Source organism: Clostridium sp. LIBA-8841 (assembly GCF_034439435.1).
Taxonomy (GTDB): Bacteria; Bacillota; Clostridia; order Clostridiales; family Clostridiaceae; genus Sarcina.
In genome coordinates this window covers 149972-167035 of sequence record NZ_JAPCKJ010000003.1, presented here as the reverse complement: position 1 = coordinate 167035, position 17064 = coordinate 149972, and the positions used below count along the sequence as shown (strand labels likewise).

11 protein-coding genes are annotated in these 17064 nt (G+C 29.5%); 10 read left to right on the top strand and 1 reads right to left on the bottom strand.

Features of this window, described 5'->3' with window-relative positions; genetic code table 11:
- Window positions 1–174: 174 nt before the first annotated feature.
- Complete coding sequence (locus tag OIF33_RS09330) at window positions 175–1713, top strand: glycoside hydrolase family 31 protein (protein ID WP_322503975.1); 1539 nt, start codon at window positions 175–177, stop codon at window positions 1711–1713.
- A gap of 64 nt (window positions 1714–1777) precedes the next feature.
- Here the strand turns inward: OIF33_RS09330 and OIF33_RS09325 are convergent, their stop codons facing one another.
- Window positions 1778–2080 carry a Dabb family protein gene (locus OIF33_RS09325; RefSeq protein WP_322503974.1) on the bottom strand — a complete coding sequence of 101 codons (303 nt, stop codon included), beginning with the start codon at window positions 2078–2080 and terminating at the stop codon, window positions 1778–1780.
- Window positions 2081–2208: 128 nt separating this feature from the next.
- Here OIF33_RS09325 and OIF33_RS09320 point away from each other — a divergent pair, with 128 nt between their 5' ends.
- The 9 genes from OIF33_RS09320 (at window position 2209) to OIF33_RS09280 (ending at window position 16842) form a co-directional block, all read left to right on the top strand.
- Window positions 2209–6195, top strand: a complete 3987-nt coding sequence (locus tag OIF33_RS09320; protein WP_322503973.1) for a discoidin domain-containing protein — start codon at window positions 2209–2211, stop codon at window positions 6193–6195.
- Window positions 6196–6569: 374 nt separating this feature from the next.
- Entirely contained in the window at window positions 6570–7712 is a 1143-nt protein-coding gene (locus tag OIF33_RS09315; protein WP_322503972.1) for an alanine--glyoxylate aminotransferase family protein, read from the top strand.
- A 168-nt stretch (window positions 7713–7880) separates the two neighbouring features.
- Window positions 7881–8420 carry a rubrerythrin gene (rbr, locus tag OIF33_RS09310; protein ID WP_322503971.1) on the top strand — a complete coding sequence of 180 codons (540 nt, stop codon included), beginning with the start codon at window positions 7881–7883 and terminating at the stop codon, window positions 8418–8420.
- 372 nt (window positions 8421–8792) lie between these two features.
- Entirely contained in the window at window positions 8793–11861 is a 3069-nt protein-coding gene (locus OIF33_RS09305; protein WP_322503970.1) for an alpha-mannosidase, read from the top strand.
- Between the two features lie 247 nt (window positions 11862–12108).
- Window positions 12109–12273 (top strand): hypothetical protein, encoded by a 165-nt coding sequence (locus OIF33_RS09300; RefSeq protein WP_322503969.1) that lies wholly within the window; start codon window positions 12109–12111, stop codon window positions 12271–12273.
- Window positions 12274–12279: 6 nt separating this feature from the next.
- Entirely contained in the window at window positions 12280–12996 is a 717-nt protein-coding gene (locus OIF33_RS09295; RefSeq protein WP_322504316.1) for an ROK family protein, read from the top strand.
- A 91-nt stretch (window positions 12997–13087) separates the two neighbouring features.
- Window positions 13088–14059: a N(4)-(beta-N-acetylglucosaminyl)-L-asparaginase gene (locus OIF33_RS09290; RefSeq protein ID WP_322503968.1), complete on the top strand. Its 972-nt coding sequence runs from the start codon at window positions 13088–13090 to the stop codon at window positions 14057–14059.
- A gap of 589 nt (window positions 14060–14648) precedes the next feature.
- Entirely contained in the window at window positions 14649–15050 is a 402-nt protein-coding gene (locus tag OIF33_RS09285; RefSeq protein WP_322503967.1) for a hypothetical protein, read from the top strand.
- A gap of 619 nt (window positions 15051–15669) precedes the next feature.
- Window positions 15670–16842 carry an iron-containing alcohol dehydrogenase gene (locus OIF33_RS09280; RefSeq protein WP_322503966.1) on the top strand — a complete coding sequence of 391 codons (1173 nt, stop codon included), beginning with the start codon at window positions 15670–15672 and terminating at the stop codon, window positions 16840–16842.
- Window positions 16843–17064 lie beyond the last annotated feature (222 nt).

Below are 17064 nucleotides of genomic sequence, written 5' to 3'. Positions count from 1 at the left end.
GAAGCTTGAATTGTTTAATTTGAGCTTCTTTTTATTTTGTGAAAATATATTATTTATATCCAAAATTGTAAAAGAATAGTATATAATAAGAAGAGATTTAAAAAATATATTTGATTGATTATAATTTGTTTATTTTAGGTAAATTTAATTTAAAGGTTTGAGAGGTAAGTTTATATGGGGAAATTTAATAGTTATGCTTTTTCTATGAAGGAAAATGAATTCTGGTATGGACCAATTGTTAATGATGGGGGAAAGTATCCATTGAGTTTTAACTCAAATTACGAAGCTAATATATATCCAAATGAGAGTCCTAACCAAGTAAATACATTGCTTATTTCAAATAAGGGGAGATACATATGGTGCAATTCTGGATTCAAATTAAAAGTTTCTAAGGGTGTTATAGAAATGATTACTGAAGAGGAAATACCACAATTATATGAGGTAGGAGAAAATTTAAAGGATGCTTTTTTACATGCTTCTAAAAATTTTTTCAATGCTAATGGTAAAGTACCACCTAAAAATTTCTTTACTAAACCACAATATAATACTTGGATTGAGCTTTTATATGATCAAAGAGAAGAAAAGATATTGGAATATGCTAATTCTATAATTAAAAATGGTATGCCTACGGGAATAATAATGATTGATGATGGATGGAGCGACTATTATGGAAAATGGAGATTTAATGGTGAGAAGTTTAAAAACCCTAAGAATATGATAAAGAAACTACATGAATTAGGGTTTAAAGTAATGTTATGGACATGTCCTTTTATAACTTCAGATACACAAGAATTTAGATTTTTAAGGGATGAGGATTGTTTAGTTAAAAATAAAGATGGATCTGTTGCAATAAAAAAATGGTGGAATGGATATTCAGCGGTTTTGGATTTGACAAATCCAAAAGCTGTCAAATGGTATTGTGATCAAAATGACTTCTTAGTTAAAGAATATGGAGTTGATGGTTTTAAATTTGATGCTGGGGATGCGAGTTTTTATAGTAATGATGATTTAACATATAGAGAAATAGAGGCAAATGAGCAAAGTAAGCTTTGGGCGCTTTTAGGGTTAGATTATGAATATAATGAATTTAGAGCTTGTTTCCAATGTGCAGGATTACCTTTAGTACAAAGGTTAGCGGATAAAAATCATAGCTGGGAATATAATGGAGTCTCTTCACTTATTCCTAATCAATTAGCGCAAGGAATTTTAGGATATGCATACACATGCCCAGATATGATTGGGGGAGGCGAGTATCTTAATTTCTTAGAAAATAGTGATAATCTAGATGAAGAATTGTTTGTAAGATATGCTCAATGTGCGACACTTATGCCAATGATGCAATTTTCAGCAGCACCATGGAGAGTACTATCTAGAGAAAATTTTGAACTATGTAAAGATGTAGCTTGGAAACATGTGAAATATTCAGAATATATTTATAGCTTAGCAGAAGAATCTAGCAAAACTGGAGAACCAATAGTTAGGTATATGGAGTATGAATTTCCTAATGAAGGTTTAGAAGGAATTCAAGATCAATTTATGTTAGGACCCAAATACATGGTGGCTCCAACTATTAAAAAAGGGGTAATAAAAAGAAGTGTGAAATTCCCAAAAGGGAAGTGGAAAAGAGAAAATGGTGAAATTATCATAGGTCCTGTAATTAAAGAAATGACTTCATCTATAAAAGAGGTTTTAATTTTTGAGAAAATAGATTAAATAAAAATCCCTTAGAATTATAATTGAGATAACTTATAATTCTAGGGGATTTGTTTTATATTCTTTAAACTTCGTAATCAACAACAACCCTTGAGCTTGCTACTTTTTTTACGAAAGAACCTGCTTTTACATGATCAGGATTCTTTTGATAAGAGTCTAAATCCTCTAAAGAATTAAATGTTGAGTATAAAACGATGTCGTAAGCTTGTTCTGATTTATTAACATCTATTCCAACTTCAAGAGCAACTATTTCCTTAATTTTTCCTTGTAAGTCTTCTAAAGAATCTTTTATTATTTTAGCATTTTCAGCCTTTGAATTTCCTTCAGCATCATCTTTTAGTTTCCACATAACAATGTGTTTTATCATAAAATCAACTCCTTAAATATATGGTTTATTTGCTAAATAAAATAATTTTTAATAAGTTAATTATATAATAATCTTCATTAGAATAAAAATATATAGTGATATTGTGTTATAAAGGGGGAAATTAAAAATTGAATAAAAAGAGAATTGGTGCGATTTTATGTGGTGTTTTTATGATGAATATTTTATGTGGAACTAATATTAGAATTGCAAAAGCCAATGAAATAAAAAATTCAAGTAATGTTTCAAATGTAAATCTAGCTTTGGGAAAATCAGTTGAAGTTTCTGGCGTAGAGTCATCAAGTAATTGGCAAGGTGATAAGGCCGTAGATGGAGATTACATTACAGAAGATTCTAGATGGTCTAGTGCAGAAGTAACATCAGTTCAACCACAATGGCTTATGGTTGATTTAGGAGAAGAGTATGTTATAAATAATATTAATATACGGTGGCAGAATTTTGCATATGCAACAGAGTTTAAGATACAAACATCTGCTGATAAGGAAAATTGGAGAGATATAACAGAAACATTAACTAATCCAGTAGGTAAGAATGAAAACGATAAAAATAAGGTTAATAAAGCTAGTTTTGATAATGAAGAAACTGCAAGGTATGTAAGAATATTTATTACTAAGAGAAATCAGTGGACAAGTGTTAGTATTAGAGAGTTTGAGGTTATGGGATATAAACTTTTTAAGGGAAATGTAGCTGAAGGGAAAGAAACAAAGGCATCAGCTGTGGAAAATAATAATTCAGAGTGGACTTCTAACAAAATAGTTGATGGAGATACTACTTCAGATGATTCAAGATGGTCTAGCCCTACAATGACTGTAGAGTCCTCAGAAGATAGTCATCAATGGGTATATGTTGACTTTGGAAAAGTTTTAGAGATTGAAAGTGCCAAAATACATTGGTACAAAAAAGCTTTTGCAGAGGATTATAGTATAGAGATTTCAGATGATGGTAAAGAATGGACAGAGATTAAAAGAGTAAAGCATAATCCTAGCAATGATGTGAATAAAGTGGATGAGATTGTTTTTGATAATAAGGAAAATGCTAGATATATAAGAGTTTATATAAGGGAAAGAAATGCTAATGCATATAATAATGTTTCTATAAGAGAGTTAGAAGTACAGGGAACAGAAAAAATAATACCTGATTTTGATCCTTCTTTAGAACAGGTTGCAAATTCAATAACTTCTTTGTCAGAAGTAACAGTAAGTGATGAGATGATTAAGTTCCCAGAAGTGCCAGAGGGCTTTGGTATTAGGTTAAGAGGAAGTGAGTTTAAAAATGTAGTAAGTAATGAAGGAGAAATAACAGATTCTAATATAGAAGATAGAGATGTTAGTTTGTTGTTTGAAATTTATAAAGAGAAAGAGCCAGAAAAGACTGTTGAAAAGAGTTTAAATTTAAATGTTCCAAATAAAGCTTCTTTAAATGAAGATTTATTCCCTCCAGTAGAGAAGGGAAATGAAGAACCAAAAGTAATTCCAAGTCTTCAAGAGTGGTACGGATTAGAAGGTAATTTTACTTTAACAGAAGAGTCAAGAATATTAATTAATGATAGAAATAATGTAGGTTTAATGAAGGTAGCTAAGCTATTTAACGAAAACTTAAAGGACTTTAAAGGAATTGAGCTTGATATAGTAGAAGTTTCATCAGATTCAGAAGTTAAAAAAGGAGATATTTATATAGAGTCTCAATTGGAAGATCAATATGAAGTTGGAGAAGAAGGATATTTTACACAGGTTCAAGATTCTATAAAGATATACTCAAGTTATTACACGGGAGCATTATATGGAACAACAACCTTACTTCAAATATTATGGCAGGATGAAAATCATGATGAGATACCATGTGGAGTCATTAGAGATTTCCCTAAGTATGAAATTAGAGGAGCTATGCTTGATGTAGCAAGAATGCCTATGAGAATGGAGTTTTTAGAGGATTATTCCAAGATATTGTCATGGTATAAGATTAATGAGTTCCATATACATTTAAATGACAATCAATGGGCTCCATCGGGGACAAATTATAATAAGCCAGAAAGTTGGGATTCAGTTTATAATGCCTTTAGATTAGAAAGTAAGAATCATCCAGGATTAAAGCCTAATAATGATGATTTAAACGATCCTTATTATACTCAAGAAGAGTTTATCAACTTACAATTAGATGCTATGGACAGAGGTATGGAGGTTGTACCAGAAATAGATACACCAGCTCATTCACTTCCTTTTACTAAGTATAATAGGGAGAAGGGTACACCTATACATTCAGAAAATTATTGGTTTGATCACATAGATATAGATAATCCAGAGGGAGCTAAGTTTATAAAAGAATTATTTGATGAGTTTTTAAATGAGGAGAATCCTGTTTTCTTAGGAGATACAGTTCATTTGGGAATAGATGAGTATGATACAAGGGTAGGAGATAAATTTAGAAAATATGCAGCAAATATGTCACAATACTTAGTGGATAAAGGAAAAACACCAAGAGTTTGGGGATCTTTAAAACCTTTTGCAGGAGATACAATACTTCCAAAAGAAACTGTTATAGATGTATGGAGTTTAGCTTGGGAAGATCCTAAGGCGAGAATTGAGGAAGGATACAAGGTTGTTAATGTTCCACAGCCATATACTTATATAACTCCTTCAAGATGGCATAAGGATTTTATGGATACTCAATATGTTTATAATAATTGGGAGCCAAATCAGTTTAATGCAAATACATTTGTGCCATTAGGAGAGCCAAATCTTTTAGGGGGAAAAATGGCTATTTGGGGAGATGAATCCATGGAAGGAATAGTAGAGGCTGATTTACATGAAAGACTATTACCAGCTGTTGCTACTATTAGCGAAAAGATATGGAGAGGAAATAAAGCGGATAAAGATTATACGGAGTTTATGAAGACATTTAATAAATTAGATGAAGGACCAAACACTGAGGTTTCAAGAGAAATTGAAAGTAATAGTGATGTGGTTATAGAATATGACTTTGAAAATGAGGAAAATGTCTTAGATAAGAGTGGTAACGGATATGATGGAAATATTCAAAATGGAGAAATTAAGGAAGAGAATTCAAATAAATATTTAAACTTTAATGGTAATACAGTGATAGAAACTCCACTTAAGGCTCTAGCTTATCCATATACAATTTCTTTTGATGTTAAGGTTGATGAACTTGGAAAGGTTATGAATCTTTTCTCAGGATATGAAGGAGAATTGAAAGTTTTAGAGGATGGAACTTTAGCTATAAGAAGAAGTTTTTATGAGCAAAATTTTGATTATAGATTGAAAGAAGGAGAATGGACAACTATAACCTTAGTAGGAACCTTTGAAAACTTATCTTTATATGCTAATGGGGAGTTTATACAACAACTTCATAGTTATAGAAAACATGATAATAGCATTATAAGTGGACAAGAATTCCTAACCTCCTTTGTTTTGCCTTTGGAGAAGATTGGAGAAGGTTTAGTAGGTAGCATGGACAATATTAAACTTTATAATAGAGTCTTAGCAGATGAAGCTATTGCTGGAGATGAGAGTTACAAGGTGAATCTAGCTTGTGGAAAAGATGCATATTCTTCTTCAAATGATTTATTATACACCAATGAATGGAGAGCAACTGATGGTAATATTAAAAATGAGGGTTCTAAGTGGGTATCTAAGAATTCAGATAACCAATGGCTTATGGTTGATTTAGGAGAAGTAAAAGAAATAAATGAAATATTAATAAGATGGGGAAATCCAGCAAAAGAGTTTTCAGTTGAAATATCAGAAGACGGATATCAGTGGAATAAGATTTCTACACTAAATAATAATTCGGAAAATTTAAATTCCATAACATTTGGAGAAAAAATGGCTAGATATGTGAGAGTTAATTGCTCTAAGAGAAATAATAATTCTTCATATTCAGTTCTTGAATTAGAAGTATATGGACCAGAAAAAGAGAAAGGTTTACTAGGAGATTTTAATAAAAATGGAGTAATAGATTTAGGCGATTTAGCATTAGCTTCTAAATATTATGGACAAGAGAAAAAAGAGTGGGATTTAGATGGAGATAATATTATTACAGAGTATGAGATTAATTTTATATCAAACAAACTATTAAATTAGGTTGAACTGAATTATAAAAGATTAGTCAATTTATCTTAATAAGATAAGTCTTTGAGGCTGGGATCAAATCATTAAATAAATTTTATGAATATATCTAGAAAGTTACTTTAGATATTTTTATAGTATTTGTTATTGAATTTTGACACAGCCTCTTTTTATTATATTTTTTAATTTTAATAATCTTAATATTAGGCTATGTTTTATGTGAATGTTGATTTTAGCTAGTCCTTCAGACCTAACTAAAAATCAATACTAGTTTAAAACAGCGCCTAATATTAAAAAATATAAGTTTGTATCGGTATAATTTGAAGTTTTCATATGATATGGTATTTTATAAATATATAAAATTGAGAACTTATTGGGAGGAATAAATCATGAACTGTAATAAGATAATTTATACACCGGGACCTACTAATTTAAGTGAAAATACTAGAATGGCTAGAGCTTTAAAAACTACTAATCCAGATGTGGATTTAGAGTTTGTTGAGTTTTATAAGGAGACATGTGATAGATTTGGAGAAATTATAAATACAAAAAATGATTGCTATATACTTTGTGGAGAGGGAATTTTAGGACTAGAAGCAGCATGTGCATCCATAACTGAAAAGGGAGATAGGGTTTTAGTACTTGATAATGGATTATATGGAAGATGGTTTGATGGATTTGTAACTATGTATGGTGGAGAAGTAACTTATTTTTCAGGAGACTATACTAATGAGATTGATGTTGAAGCTTTATCTAAATTTTTAAAGGAAAATAATGATTTTAAATATGCTACTATTGTTCATTGTGATACTCCAACTGGTGTTTTAAATCCAGTAGATAAGATTTGTCCTTTACTTAAAAGTTATGGAATTTTAACTGTTGTTGATTCTGTTTCTGGAATGGTAGGAGAAGAGTTAAGGGTCGATGAGTGGAAGATTGATATAGCCTTAGGAGGTTCACAAAAGGCATTTTCAGCAGAGCCAGGATTGACTATGGTAAGTATAAGTGATGATGCAAGAGAAGCTATGGAAAATAGAGAAACTCCAGTGGCTGGATTTTATTGTAATTTAAATATATGGAAAAATTACTACAAAGATAAATGGTTCCCATATACAATGCCAACAAGCGATATTATATCACTTAGAGTTGCTATAGATAATATTTTAGATGAAGGAAAAGAAGAGATTATTGAAAGACACAGAAAAATTGGAGAGGCAACTAGAAAAGCACTAAAAGAATATGGTTTAAATTTATTCTTAGAAAATGGATATTCAAATACAGTTACAGCTGTTGAAATACCAGAAGAAATAGATGCTTTAAAATTAAGAGATTATTTAAACAAAGAGTATAATGTATTAATGTCAACATCCTTAGATAAATATGAGAATAAGTTATTAAGAATAGGACATATGGGAGAAAATGCAAGAATTGAAAGTATAGCTATAGTCTTAAATGCGATTGATAATAGTTTAAAGAATTTAGGTTTTTATAGTGATAAAAGTTTAGTAGATTTATTTATGAGTAATATATAAAAATTATGGGTTGTCTTTATTTAAGAAGAATTTTGTTTGAATTTAGCTAAAAATTTTAAGAGGGAATTTAGAATATAAAACCTCAAAAAGGGAAAAATTAAATTGTATTTATGTTTATTAGAAATGGAAATTAATAAACTATAAAATTTAATTTTTGAGGTGAAATTTATGGAGCTAAAAGGAAGTAAAACAGAAAAAAATCTTTTGACGGCTTTTGCTGGCGAGTCACAAGCAAGAAACAAATATACCTTTTATGCAGAAAAAGCTAGAAGACAAGGGTATAATAAAATAGCTGATATTTTTGAAGAGACTGCGCATAATGAAATGGCTCATGCAAAGATTTGGTTTAAGTTTTTACATGATGGTACAGTTGGTGAAACTGTAGATAACTTAAAAGATGCAGCAGGTGGAGAAAACTATGAGTGGACAGATATGTATGCTCAATTTGCAAAAGAAGCAAGAGAAGAAGGCTTTAATGAAATAGCATTCATACTAGAAAAAGTAGGAGAAATAGAAAAGCATCACGAAGAAAGATATCTAGAGTTACATAATCTGTTAAAAGATGGTGAAATATTTAAAAAGGATGAAAAAGAGTTGTGGAGATGTCAAAACTGTGGATTTATTTTAGAAGCAACAGAAGCTCCAGAAAAATGTCCTGTTTGCCATCATCCAAAATCATATTTTGAAATAGTTTGTGATAAATTTTAATTATAGTATTTAACAAGGATTAAATTATATAATTTTATAGAATTAACTTCTTCCGCAAATTAGTATTAACTATAAAATGCTTTTTTTAATCCTTTTTAAATAAATTGAGATCAAGGTTTAGGTTCTAAAATTTTCCCTAACCTTGGTCTTATTTATTTTATATTTAAATATATTTTTGTACAAAATTTAACTATTAAAAATATGAACCATAAAACTAATATTTGTCCACTTTACACTTAATTGCTTATAAGATATCTTTAAAATATAGAATATAGATGAATCTAAAGAAAAGAAGCTCATTAATTTTGGTTATTAATGTACAGCTCTAAAGATTTATTTTATAAGTTTTAAATTTATCAAGGGGTGAGATGAATGTTATTTCAGATAAATGAACGTAAGAATATTGTAAACGGTTTGTGTGAGAAGTTAGAGAAGGCAATATATAATGTGGTTGCACCTTTAGACATAGATATGTATATCACTAAGGAACCAGTAAGTTATGAAAATAGATTAACTGGAGAGCATAAAAAAGGAGTTATAGGAGAGTCTTGGGGAGAACTTTGGGACTGTGGTTGGTTTAACTTCAAGGGAGAAGTACCAGCAAGTTGTGAGGGAGAAAAGATTGTTCTTTTAATAGATGTAAGTGGAGAAGCCTTTGTTGTAGATGAAAAAGGAGCTCCTATGAGAGGTCTTACAACTTTAAATTCAGAGTTTGATTTAAGTCTGGGAATGCCTGGTAAGAGAGAAGTTCCTATGTTTGATAGAGCTCTTGGTGGAGAAGTCATTGATGTATGGGCAGATTGTGCTTGTAATGACTTATTCGGTAAATATAGAGACAATGGAATTATAAAAGATGCATATATTGCAACTTGTAATGAAGAAGTAAAAGCTCTTTACTACGATATAGAGGTTTTACATGAACTTATGAATCAACTTCCAGAAGAGAGTGCTAGATACCATACTATATTAAATGCTCTTTATGAAGCATCAAAGGTATTAAGTATTAAAACTGGAATGAGTGGATGTGATTTCTTAAAGGATGGAGTTGTTACTCAACAAGAGGTTACAATCCTAAATGAAGAAGAAGTTAAAAAAGCTAGAGAAATATTAAAGAAAGAATTAGATAAAAAAGGTGGAGATCCTTCACTTTCAGTTTCAGCTATTGGACATGCTCATATAGATTTGGCTTGGTTATGGCCAATAAGAGAAACTATAAGAAAAGGTGCTAGAACATATTCAACAGTTTTAGCTAATATGGAAAAATATCCTGAGTATGTATTTGGAGCAAGCCAACCTCAAATTTATGAGTGGATGAAGGAATACTACCCAGATTTATATGCAAGAATTAAAGAAAAAATAGAAGAGGGAAGATGGGAAGCTCAAGGAGGTATGTGGGTTGAACCCGATACTAACGTTCCATCAGGAGAATCTTTAGTAAGACAATTACTATATGGAAAGAGATACTTTAGAGAAGAGTTTAAAAAAGAAATGGATACTTTATGGCTTCCAGACGTATTTGGATATTCAGCAGCTCTTCCACAAATTCTTAAAAAGAGTGGCGTAGATTATTTCATGACAATTAAATTATCATGGAACAATCACAATCAATTCCCACATCATACATTTTTATGGGAAGGATTAGATGGAAGTAAGGTATTATCACATATGCCACCAGAAGGAACTTATAATAGTTCAGCCGCACCAAGAGCAGTTGCTAAATCAGAGAAAGCTTTCTTAGATAAAGGTTTATCAGATGAGTGCTTAATGCTATTTGGAATTGGTGATGGAGGCGGTGGTCCTGGAGAGGAACACTTAGAAAGATTAAGAAGAGAAAGAAATATAAATGGAATAGCTCCAGTTAAGCAAGAGCCTTCAAGTAATTTCTTTAAGAGAATAGAAAAAGATATAGATAAATATAGCGTGTGGAGTGGAGAACTATACTTAGAGAAACATCAAGGAACTTACACTACACATGGTAAAAATAAAAAGTATAACAGAAAGATGGAAATAGCTATTAAGAACTTAGAATTAGCAGCAATGCAAGCTAAGGTTTTAGGAAAAGGAGAATATCCTCAAGCTGAAATAGAAAAAGTTTGGAAGGAAGTTCTTTTATATCAATTCCACGATATTCTTCCAGGTTCATCAATAGGTAGAGTTTATGATGAGTCAGTAGAAGCTTATGAGAAGATGCTTGCTAAAGTAGAAGGTATGACTGAAAAGTTATATAGAGATATTTTAGAAAGTGCAGATAGTAAAGAAGAAGGAGCTATATTAATCAACTCATTATCATGGAGCAGAGAACAATGGATCAAGCTTTATGACAGATGGACAAAGGTTCAATTAAACTCTTTAAGTGGAGAAATAATCAGAAAAGAAGAAGTTGAGCCATATTGTGAAATTTCAACTTTAAAAGTTTCTGAGAATAACTTAGAAAATGGATTAGTTAAAGTTGAGTTTAATGAAAATGGAACAATTTCAAGAGTTTTCGATAAAGAATTAAATAAAGAAGTTTTAAGAGATGAAAAAGGAAATGAACTAAGAGTTTATGAAGATAATGGAGATGGCTGGGATTTCTCAGGTGTTTATGAAGATAGACCATCTCAAATATTTGAATTAGTAAAATCAGAAGTTATTGTAGATGGACCAAAAGCTACAATTAAACAAAGCTACAAGTATGGAGAGTCTACTTTAGTACAAGAAATAAGTATTTTAGAAGGTAGCAAGAGAATTGACTTTAGGACAAAGGTTGATTGGAAAGAAAATGGTAAGATGCTTAGAACATCTTTCAATACTAATGTTTATACTAGAGAAGTAGATTGTGAAATCCAATTTGGTACAATAAAGAGACCAACTCATGGAAATACTTCATGGGATATGGCTAAGGGAGAAATCTGTGCTCAAAGATGGGTAGATTTATCACAAAGAGATTATGGAATTGCTTTAATAAATGATTCTAAGTATGGACACAATGTTTCAGAAACTAAGATAGACTTAAATCTATTAAGAAGCCCAGGATATCCAGATCCAAATGCAGATAGAGGAGAGCATGAGTTTACTTATTGCTTATTCCCACACAAAGGTGATTATATTGAAGGAAATGTTGTTCATGAAGCTCATGAAGTTAATGCTCCAATTCAAGTAATATACAGTGAAAACTTAGGTGAAAATCTAGTTAAAGAAGCAATGGCTTCAATAGATTGTGAAAATGTAATAATTGATACAATTAAAAAAGCAGAAGATAATGATGACATGATAATCAGATTATATGAGTGTCACGGTGAAGATGCTAAAGTTAAGGTTAATATAAATGTTCCATATGCTAACGTAGAAATGGTTAATTTAATAGAAGACATCATAGATGGAAAAGAATTAAACAAAGAAACAATGGAACTTACGTTTAAACCATTTGAAGTTCATACTTTAAAAGTAACATTAAAATAACTAAGAATTTAAGTAATATTTATATAGAAGATGATACTAACAGTAACAATAAGGGAATTAAAAGAACACTTCTTATTACTTAAAGAAGATAGCAAGCAATAGCTTGCTTAGGGAAACTAGGTATTATGAAAAGGCAACCTTTAAGGGAGGGTTGCCTTTTCTATTTTTAGTAAAAATCAATAATTAAAGTAGAAGTATTAAAGAAATTTACAAATTTTAAGTTTAACTAATAAATAGGGGGAAGGGTATGAGAAAAATAGTAGCAATAGATGTAGGTGGAACATTTATTAAACATGGAATAGTAAGAGAAGATGGAGAAATTATTAAAGCTAATAAATCAAATACAAATAAATTAAATATTGAAGAATTTCTCAATACTTTAATAGGAATAGTACATGAATATAAGAAATAAGAAAACATAAGTGGAGTTTCTATAAGTATTCCTGGGTTTGTCCATAATAAAAAAGGAGTAGTGAATAATTGCACAGTATTTAGGTTTATTGAAGGATATCCTTTAAAAGAAAATTTAGAAAGGCTATTAAATATTCCAGTATTAATTGAAAATGATGCTAATTGTGTTGCGCTAGCTGAAAAATTCACAGGAAGTGCAATGAATTGTGACGATTTTATTTGTATAACTATTGGAACTGGTATAGGTGGAGGAATATTTCTAAATGGGGATTTAATTCGAGGAAAAGAATTCAAAGGGGGAGAATTCTGTTACATGATTACAAAAGATGAAGAAGGATATATGACTTTAAGTGATAATTCTTCGTTTACAGCACTTTCAAGAATGTATTGTGAGTATATGGGTTTAGATTTATCTATAAATGTTTTAGGAACTAATATATTTGAAGAAGCTAAAAATGATGTGAATGTAAGCTTAATAATAGAAAAATGGTACGGAAATATTGCTAGAATGATCTATAATTTATCATCAATATTAAATCCAGAAAAAATACTTATTGGTGGCGGAATAAGTTTAAGAGAAGATTTATTAGAAAGATTAGAAAATTCATTAAATAAAATACCAAAGTGGAAGTTTGTAAAATGTAATATAGACCTTTGCAAGCACAAGAATAATGCTGGTATTATAGGCTCAGCTTATAATTTCTTTTCTGAAAATATCAGTTAAATTTAAGTGCTAGATTAGGGGAGAGACTTGAGTATTACTTAAGCAGATTAAGTTTATAGTAAAAAGTTTTGAATTTATAGGGGGATTTTTTATGAAGTATGGAGTAATAACAACTTGGAGAATGGGTATAGACGGAATAAATGAAATTGAATCAGATATGAAGAGCGGGCTTAGTGCAGGTGAGGCTGTTGAAAAAGTCATAAATGTTGTTGAAGATTTTGAGTTTTTTAAATCAGTTGGATATGGAGGTCTTCCAAATGAATGTTGTGAGGTTGAACTAGATGGAGCTTATATGGATGGAGATACCTTAGATGTGGGAGCTGTTGCTTCAATTAATAATTTCGCAAATCCAGTGTCTATAGCAAAGAAATTAAGCGAAAGAAAAGTGAATTGTTTCTTAGTTGGACAAGGAGCTAATGAGTATGCAAAGGAAGAGGGCTTTGAAGAAAAAGATATGCTTACAGAAAGAGCAAGAGAGTTTTATGAGGAAAAGAAGAAGCTAATATTAGAGAAAGGATTAAGCCCATATGATGGACATGATACTATTGGCGCAATTGCCTTAGATCAAAATGGAAAGATGGTTGTTGCTACATCTACTAGTGGATTATTTATGAAAAAGAGAGGAAGAGTTGGAGATTCACCAGTTATAGGCTCAGGGTTTTATGTTGATAGTAAAGTTGGAGGAGCAACGGCTACTGGTTTAGGGGAAGACTTAATGAAGGGATGCATTTCCTATGAAATAGTTAGACTAATGGAAGAAGGCATCACTCCTCAAGAGGCTTGTGATAAGGTTATTATTGATTTGAATAGAAAACTTATTGAAAGAAGAGGACAAGCAGGAGATTTATCTGTAGTTGCTATGAATAAAGATGGACAATGGGGTGTTGCAACAAACATAAAAGAATTTACTTTTTCAGTTTTTACTCATGAAGAGGAACCAACAGTTTATATTACAAACTTAGATGAGAATGGAAAAACACTATATTCAGTTGCTACAGAGGAATGGCTTAATAAATATTTAGAAAGAATAAAATTGCCAGTAAAGAATTTAGTTACAAATTAAAGAGCAAGATGATTTTAGTATATAACTAATAGGACATGTAGATATTGTTTTGTAAGGAGAAGGGTGGATTTTTCCACCCTCTAATTTAATAGAAAAAGATATAAGTATTTAAAATTATAAAGAAATTTTTGTGAAATTATAAAAATTTGTAATTTTAATATTTTTTATGCTTCTAAAATATTAATTAATAGAAAGATAGAAATATTATATTAGAAAAATACTAGTAAATTTAAATTTTACTAATATTTTAATTTGTTTTTAAAATTTATTATTCATTAAAAAAGTTTTATAATGAACGAAAAGAAATTTATTGGGTTATTGTGAAAAAAATACTAAATATTACAAGAGTATTAGCTATTTTGAATTATATGAATTTTATATTGTAAATTAAAAATTATAATAAGTTTTGCTTTAGGCAAGTTAATCAACGATATTAATGATTTAAGTTACAGAAAGTAAGAAAAAATATTTAATTTGATATTTTTGATTAGCCTGCCGATTGAATTCAAAATTATTATATATTCAAGTATTATAAAGTATTAATGCTCATTTAACTTAATAGATTAGAAAATTTAGGAGGAGAATTAATATGAAATATGTAGCAATTAAAGATATTTTTGAAAAGGAAAACGAAAATAATTTTGAGGAATTTAAAAATTTTATAAAGGAATTTGGATTAGATGACGATTTTTTTGATATAACATCTAAACATACTGAAGAAAGATTAAAAGCTTTAATATCAGCAGAAATTGATGGGAAAAGAGAATTAGCAGGAAAGCTATTACTTATTTTAGAAGAAGCAAAAAATAAAAGAGAAGCTACTGGAGAAGTTTATTCAAATAAAACAATAGTTAGTGATGCGCAATTAGAAAAGTTATATGATAAATTAAGTAAGTTTGTTCAAAACTATGAAAGACACGATAAAGAATTTCAACATGAAAAACAAATAATAGAAAAATGGTTAAGAGAAATAGAAAATGAGATAAAATAGAAATATACATAGTTTATATATTTAATAATGGGACTATATCAAAACTTAATAATAAAACTTACAAAAATATTCTGAGAATTACTAGATTTTGCTAAGAATTTATAGTCATTATTCTGAAAATTATCTAGATATTTTCTTCGTAATATTTGTAAGTTTTATTAAAAAGTTACTTTGATATAGTCCCTTTTAAATTTTTACTAATGAATTTACTAAGTCTTTTCAGAGAATATTGATTTTTAGATTCACATTATTTAACGTGGGTCGGACTTTAATATTGCATATTGTGATACAGTACAAAAATCTCCTTTATGATTTATCATATTTATCACCTCTCATAACCCATAATTTAAATCTATTATATACCCGTAATGATAAATTGCAATAATTTCCATGGTGATTTAAAAGTTTTATAACTTTTAGATTTAATATATGGATTTTTAAGTAAATAGAATTTATTTATTGTTCTTAGTGAATGAATATACATATTTTAAACATAATTAAGGTTTAAGCTATAGTAGTAGAATATTGTACTTAAGATAAAAGTCATATATAATAATGTAAACGTAATTAATTTGGAAAAATAAAAGCAATATGAGAAAAAAGAGAAGGGATGATTTGAATGGATAATTTTACTTTTTATAATCCTACTAAAATCAACTTTGGTAGAGGTGTTGAATCTTCTGTTGGAGAAGAAATTAAGAATTTAGGTGCAAGCAAGGTACTTTTCCATTATGGTGGAGGAAGCATTATAAAAAATGGTCTATATGATAAAATTTTAGATTCTTTAAATAAAGCAGGACTACATGTAATAGAACTTGGAGGGGTTAAACCTAATCCTAGATTAAGCTTAGTTAAAAAAGGAATAGAACTTTGTAAAAATAGCAAGGTTGATTTTATACTTGCAGTTGGTGGAGGAAGTGTTATAGACTCAGCTAAAGCTATAGCTTTTGGAGTTTTTTATGAAGGAGATGTATGGGATTTCTTCACTAAGAATTTAAATATAGAAAAGGCATTACCAATAGGCACAGTACTTACAATTCCAGCGGCTGGAAGTGAATCAAGTTCAGGAACTGTTATAACTAATGAAGATGGATGGTATAAAAAATCAACAGGATCACCACTTTTATATCCTAAATTTTCAATGTTAAACCCAGAATTGTGTGTTACTTTACCAGAGTATCAAATAGCTGCAGGAAGTGCAGATATTCTAGCTCATTTAATGGAAAGATATTTTACAAACACAAAAAATGTAGAACTTACAGATAGACTAATTGAAGGAACAATGAAAACTGTTATAAATAATGTTCCTAAGGTATTAAAAAATAAAGAAGATTATGATAGCTTTGCAGAAGTTATGTGGTCTGGAACAATAGCTCATAATAATATTCTAAGTACAGGAAGAGAAACAGACTGGGCATCACATAAAATAGAACATGAGTTAAGTGGAATATATGATGTAACTCATGGTGCAGGTTTAGCAGTTATATTCCCAGCTTGGATGAAATTTGTTTATAAGCATGATTTAGATAGATTCAATCAATTTGCTACTAGGGTTTTTGATGTTCAAGTTGAAGGTAAAACTAAAGATGAAATTGCTTTAGAAGGAATTAAAAAACTTGAGGAATTCTTTAAATCAATAAATCTTCCAACAACTTTAAAAGAGTTAGAAATAGGAGAAGATAGATTAGAAGAAATGGCTAAAAAATGTACAGATAATGATGCGTATACTGTTGGTAATTTTGTCAAATTAAATACAGCTGATGTTTTTGAAATCTACAAATTAGCATTATAGTACATGAATTTAGATTCTTTATAATTTAGATAAAATGATAACTAGAAAAACTATAAAAATAAATAGATTCAATAAAGAAAATATTTATGCTTAGATTTTAAGGGATACAAGTTATTAATACTTTGTATCCTTTTATTTAGTTAAGTTATTGTAAATGTTTAAATTTTTTGCTAGTATCAGTTTGAGGAGAGGAGGAGTTAAGTATAATAAAAATTAAAATTG

Bases quoted from the DNA above. Each gene is read 5' to 3' on its own strand.
- OIF33_RS09280 (WP_322503966.1), top strand. From the start codon at position 15,670: ATGGATAATTTTACTTTTTATAATCCTACTAAAATCAACTTTGGTAGA.
- OIF33_RS09330 (WP_322503975.1), top strand. From the start codon at position 175: ATGGGGAAATTTAATAGTTATGCTTTTTCTATGAAGGAAAATGAATTC.
- OIF33_RS09305 (WP_322503970.1), top strand. From the start codon at position 8,793: ATGTTATTTCAGATAAATGAACGTAAGAATATTGTAAACGGTTTGTGT.
- rbr (WP_322503971.1), top strand. From the start codon at position 7,881: ATGGAGCTAAAAGGAAGTAAAACAGAAAAAAATCTTTTGACGGCTTTT.
- OIF33_RS09315 (WP_322503972.1), top strand. From the start codon at position 6,570: ATGAACTGTAATAAGATAATTTATACACCGGGACCTACTAATTTAAGT.
- OIF33_RS09300 (WP_322503969.1), top strand. From the start codon at position 12,109: ATGAGAAAAATAGTAGCAATAGATGTAGGTGGAACATTTATTAAACAT.
- OIF33_RS09325 (WP_322503974.1), bottom strand. From the start codon at position 2,080: ATGATAAAACACATTGTTATGTGGAAACTAAAAGATGATGCTGAAGGA.
- OIF33_RS09285 (WP_322503967.1), top strand. From the start codon at position 14,649: ATGAAATATGTAGCAATTAAAGATATTTTTGAAAAGGAAAACGAAAAT.
- OIF33_RS09290 (WP_322503968.1), top strand. From the start codon at position 13,088: ATGAAGTATGGAGTAATAACAACTTGGAGAATGGGTATAGACGGAATA.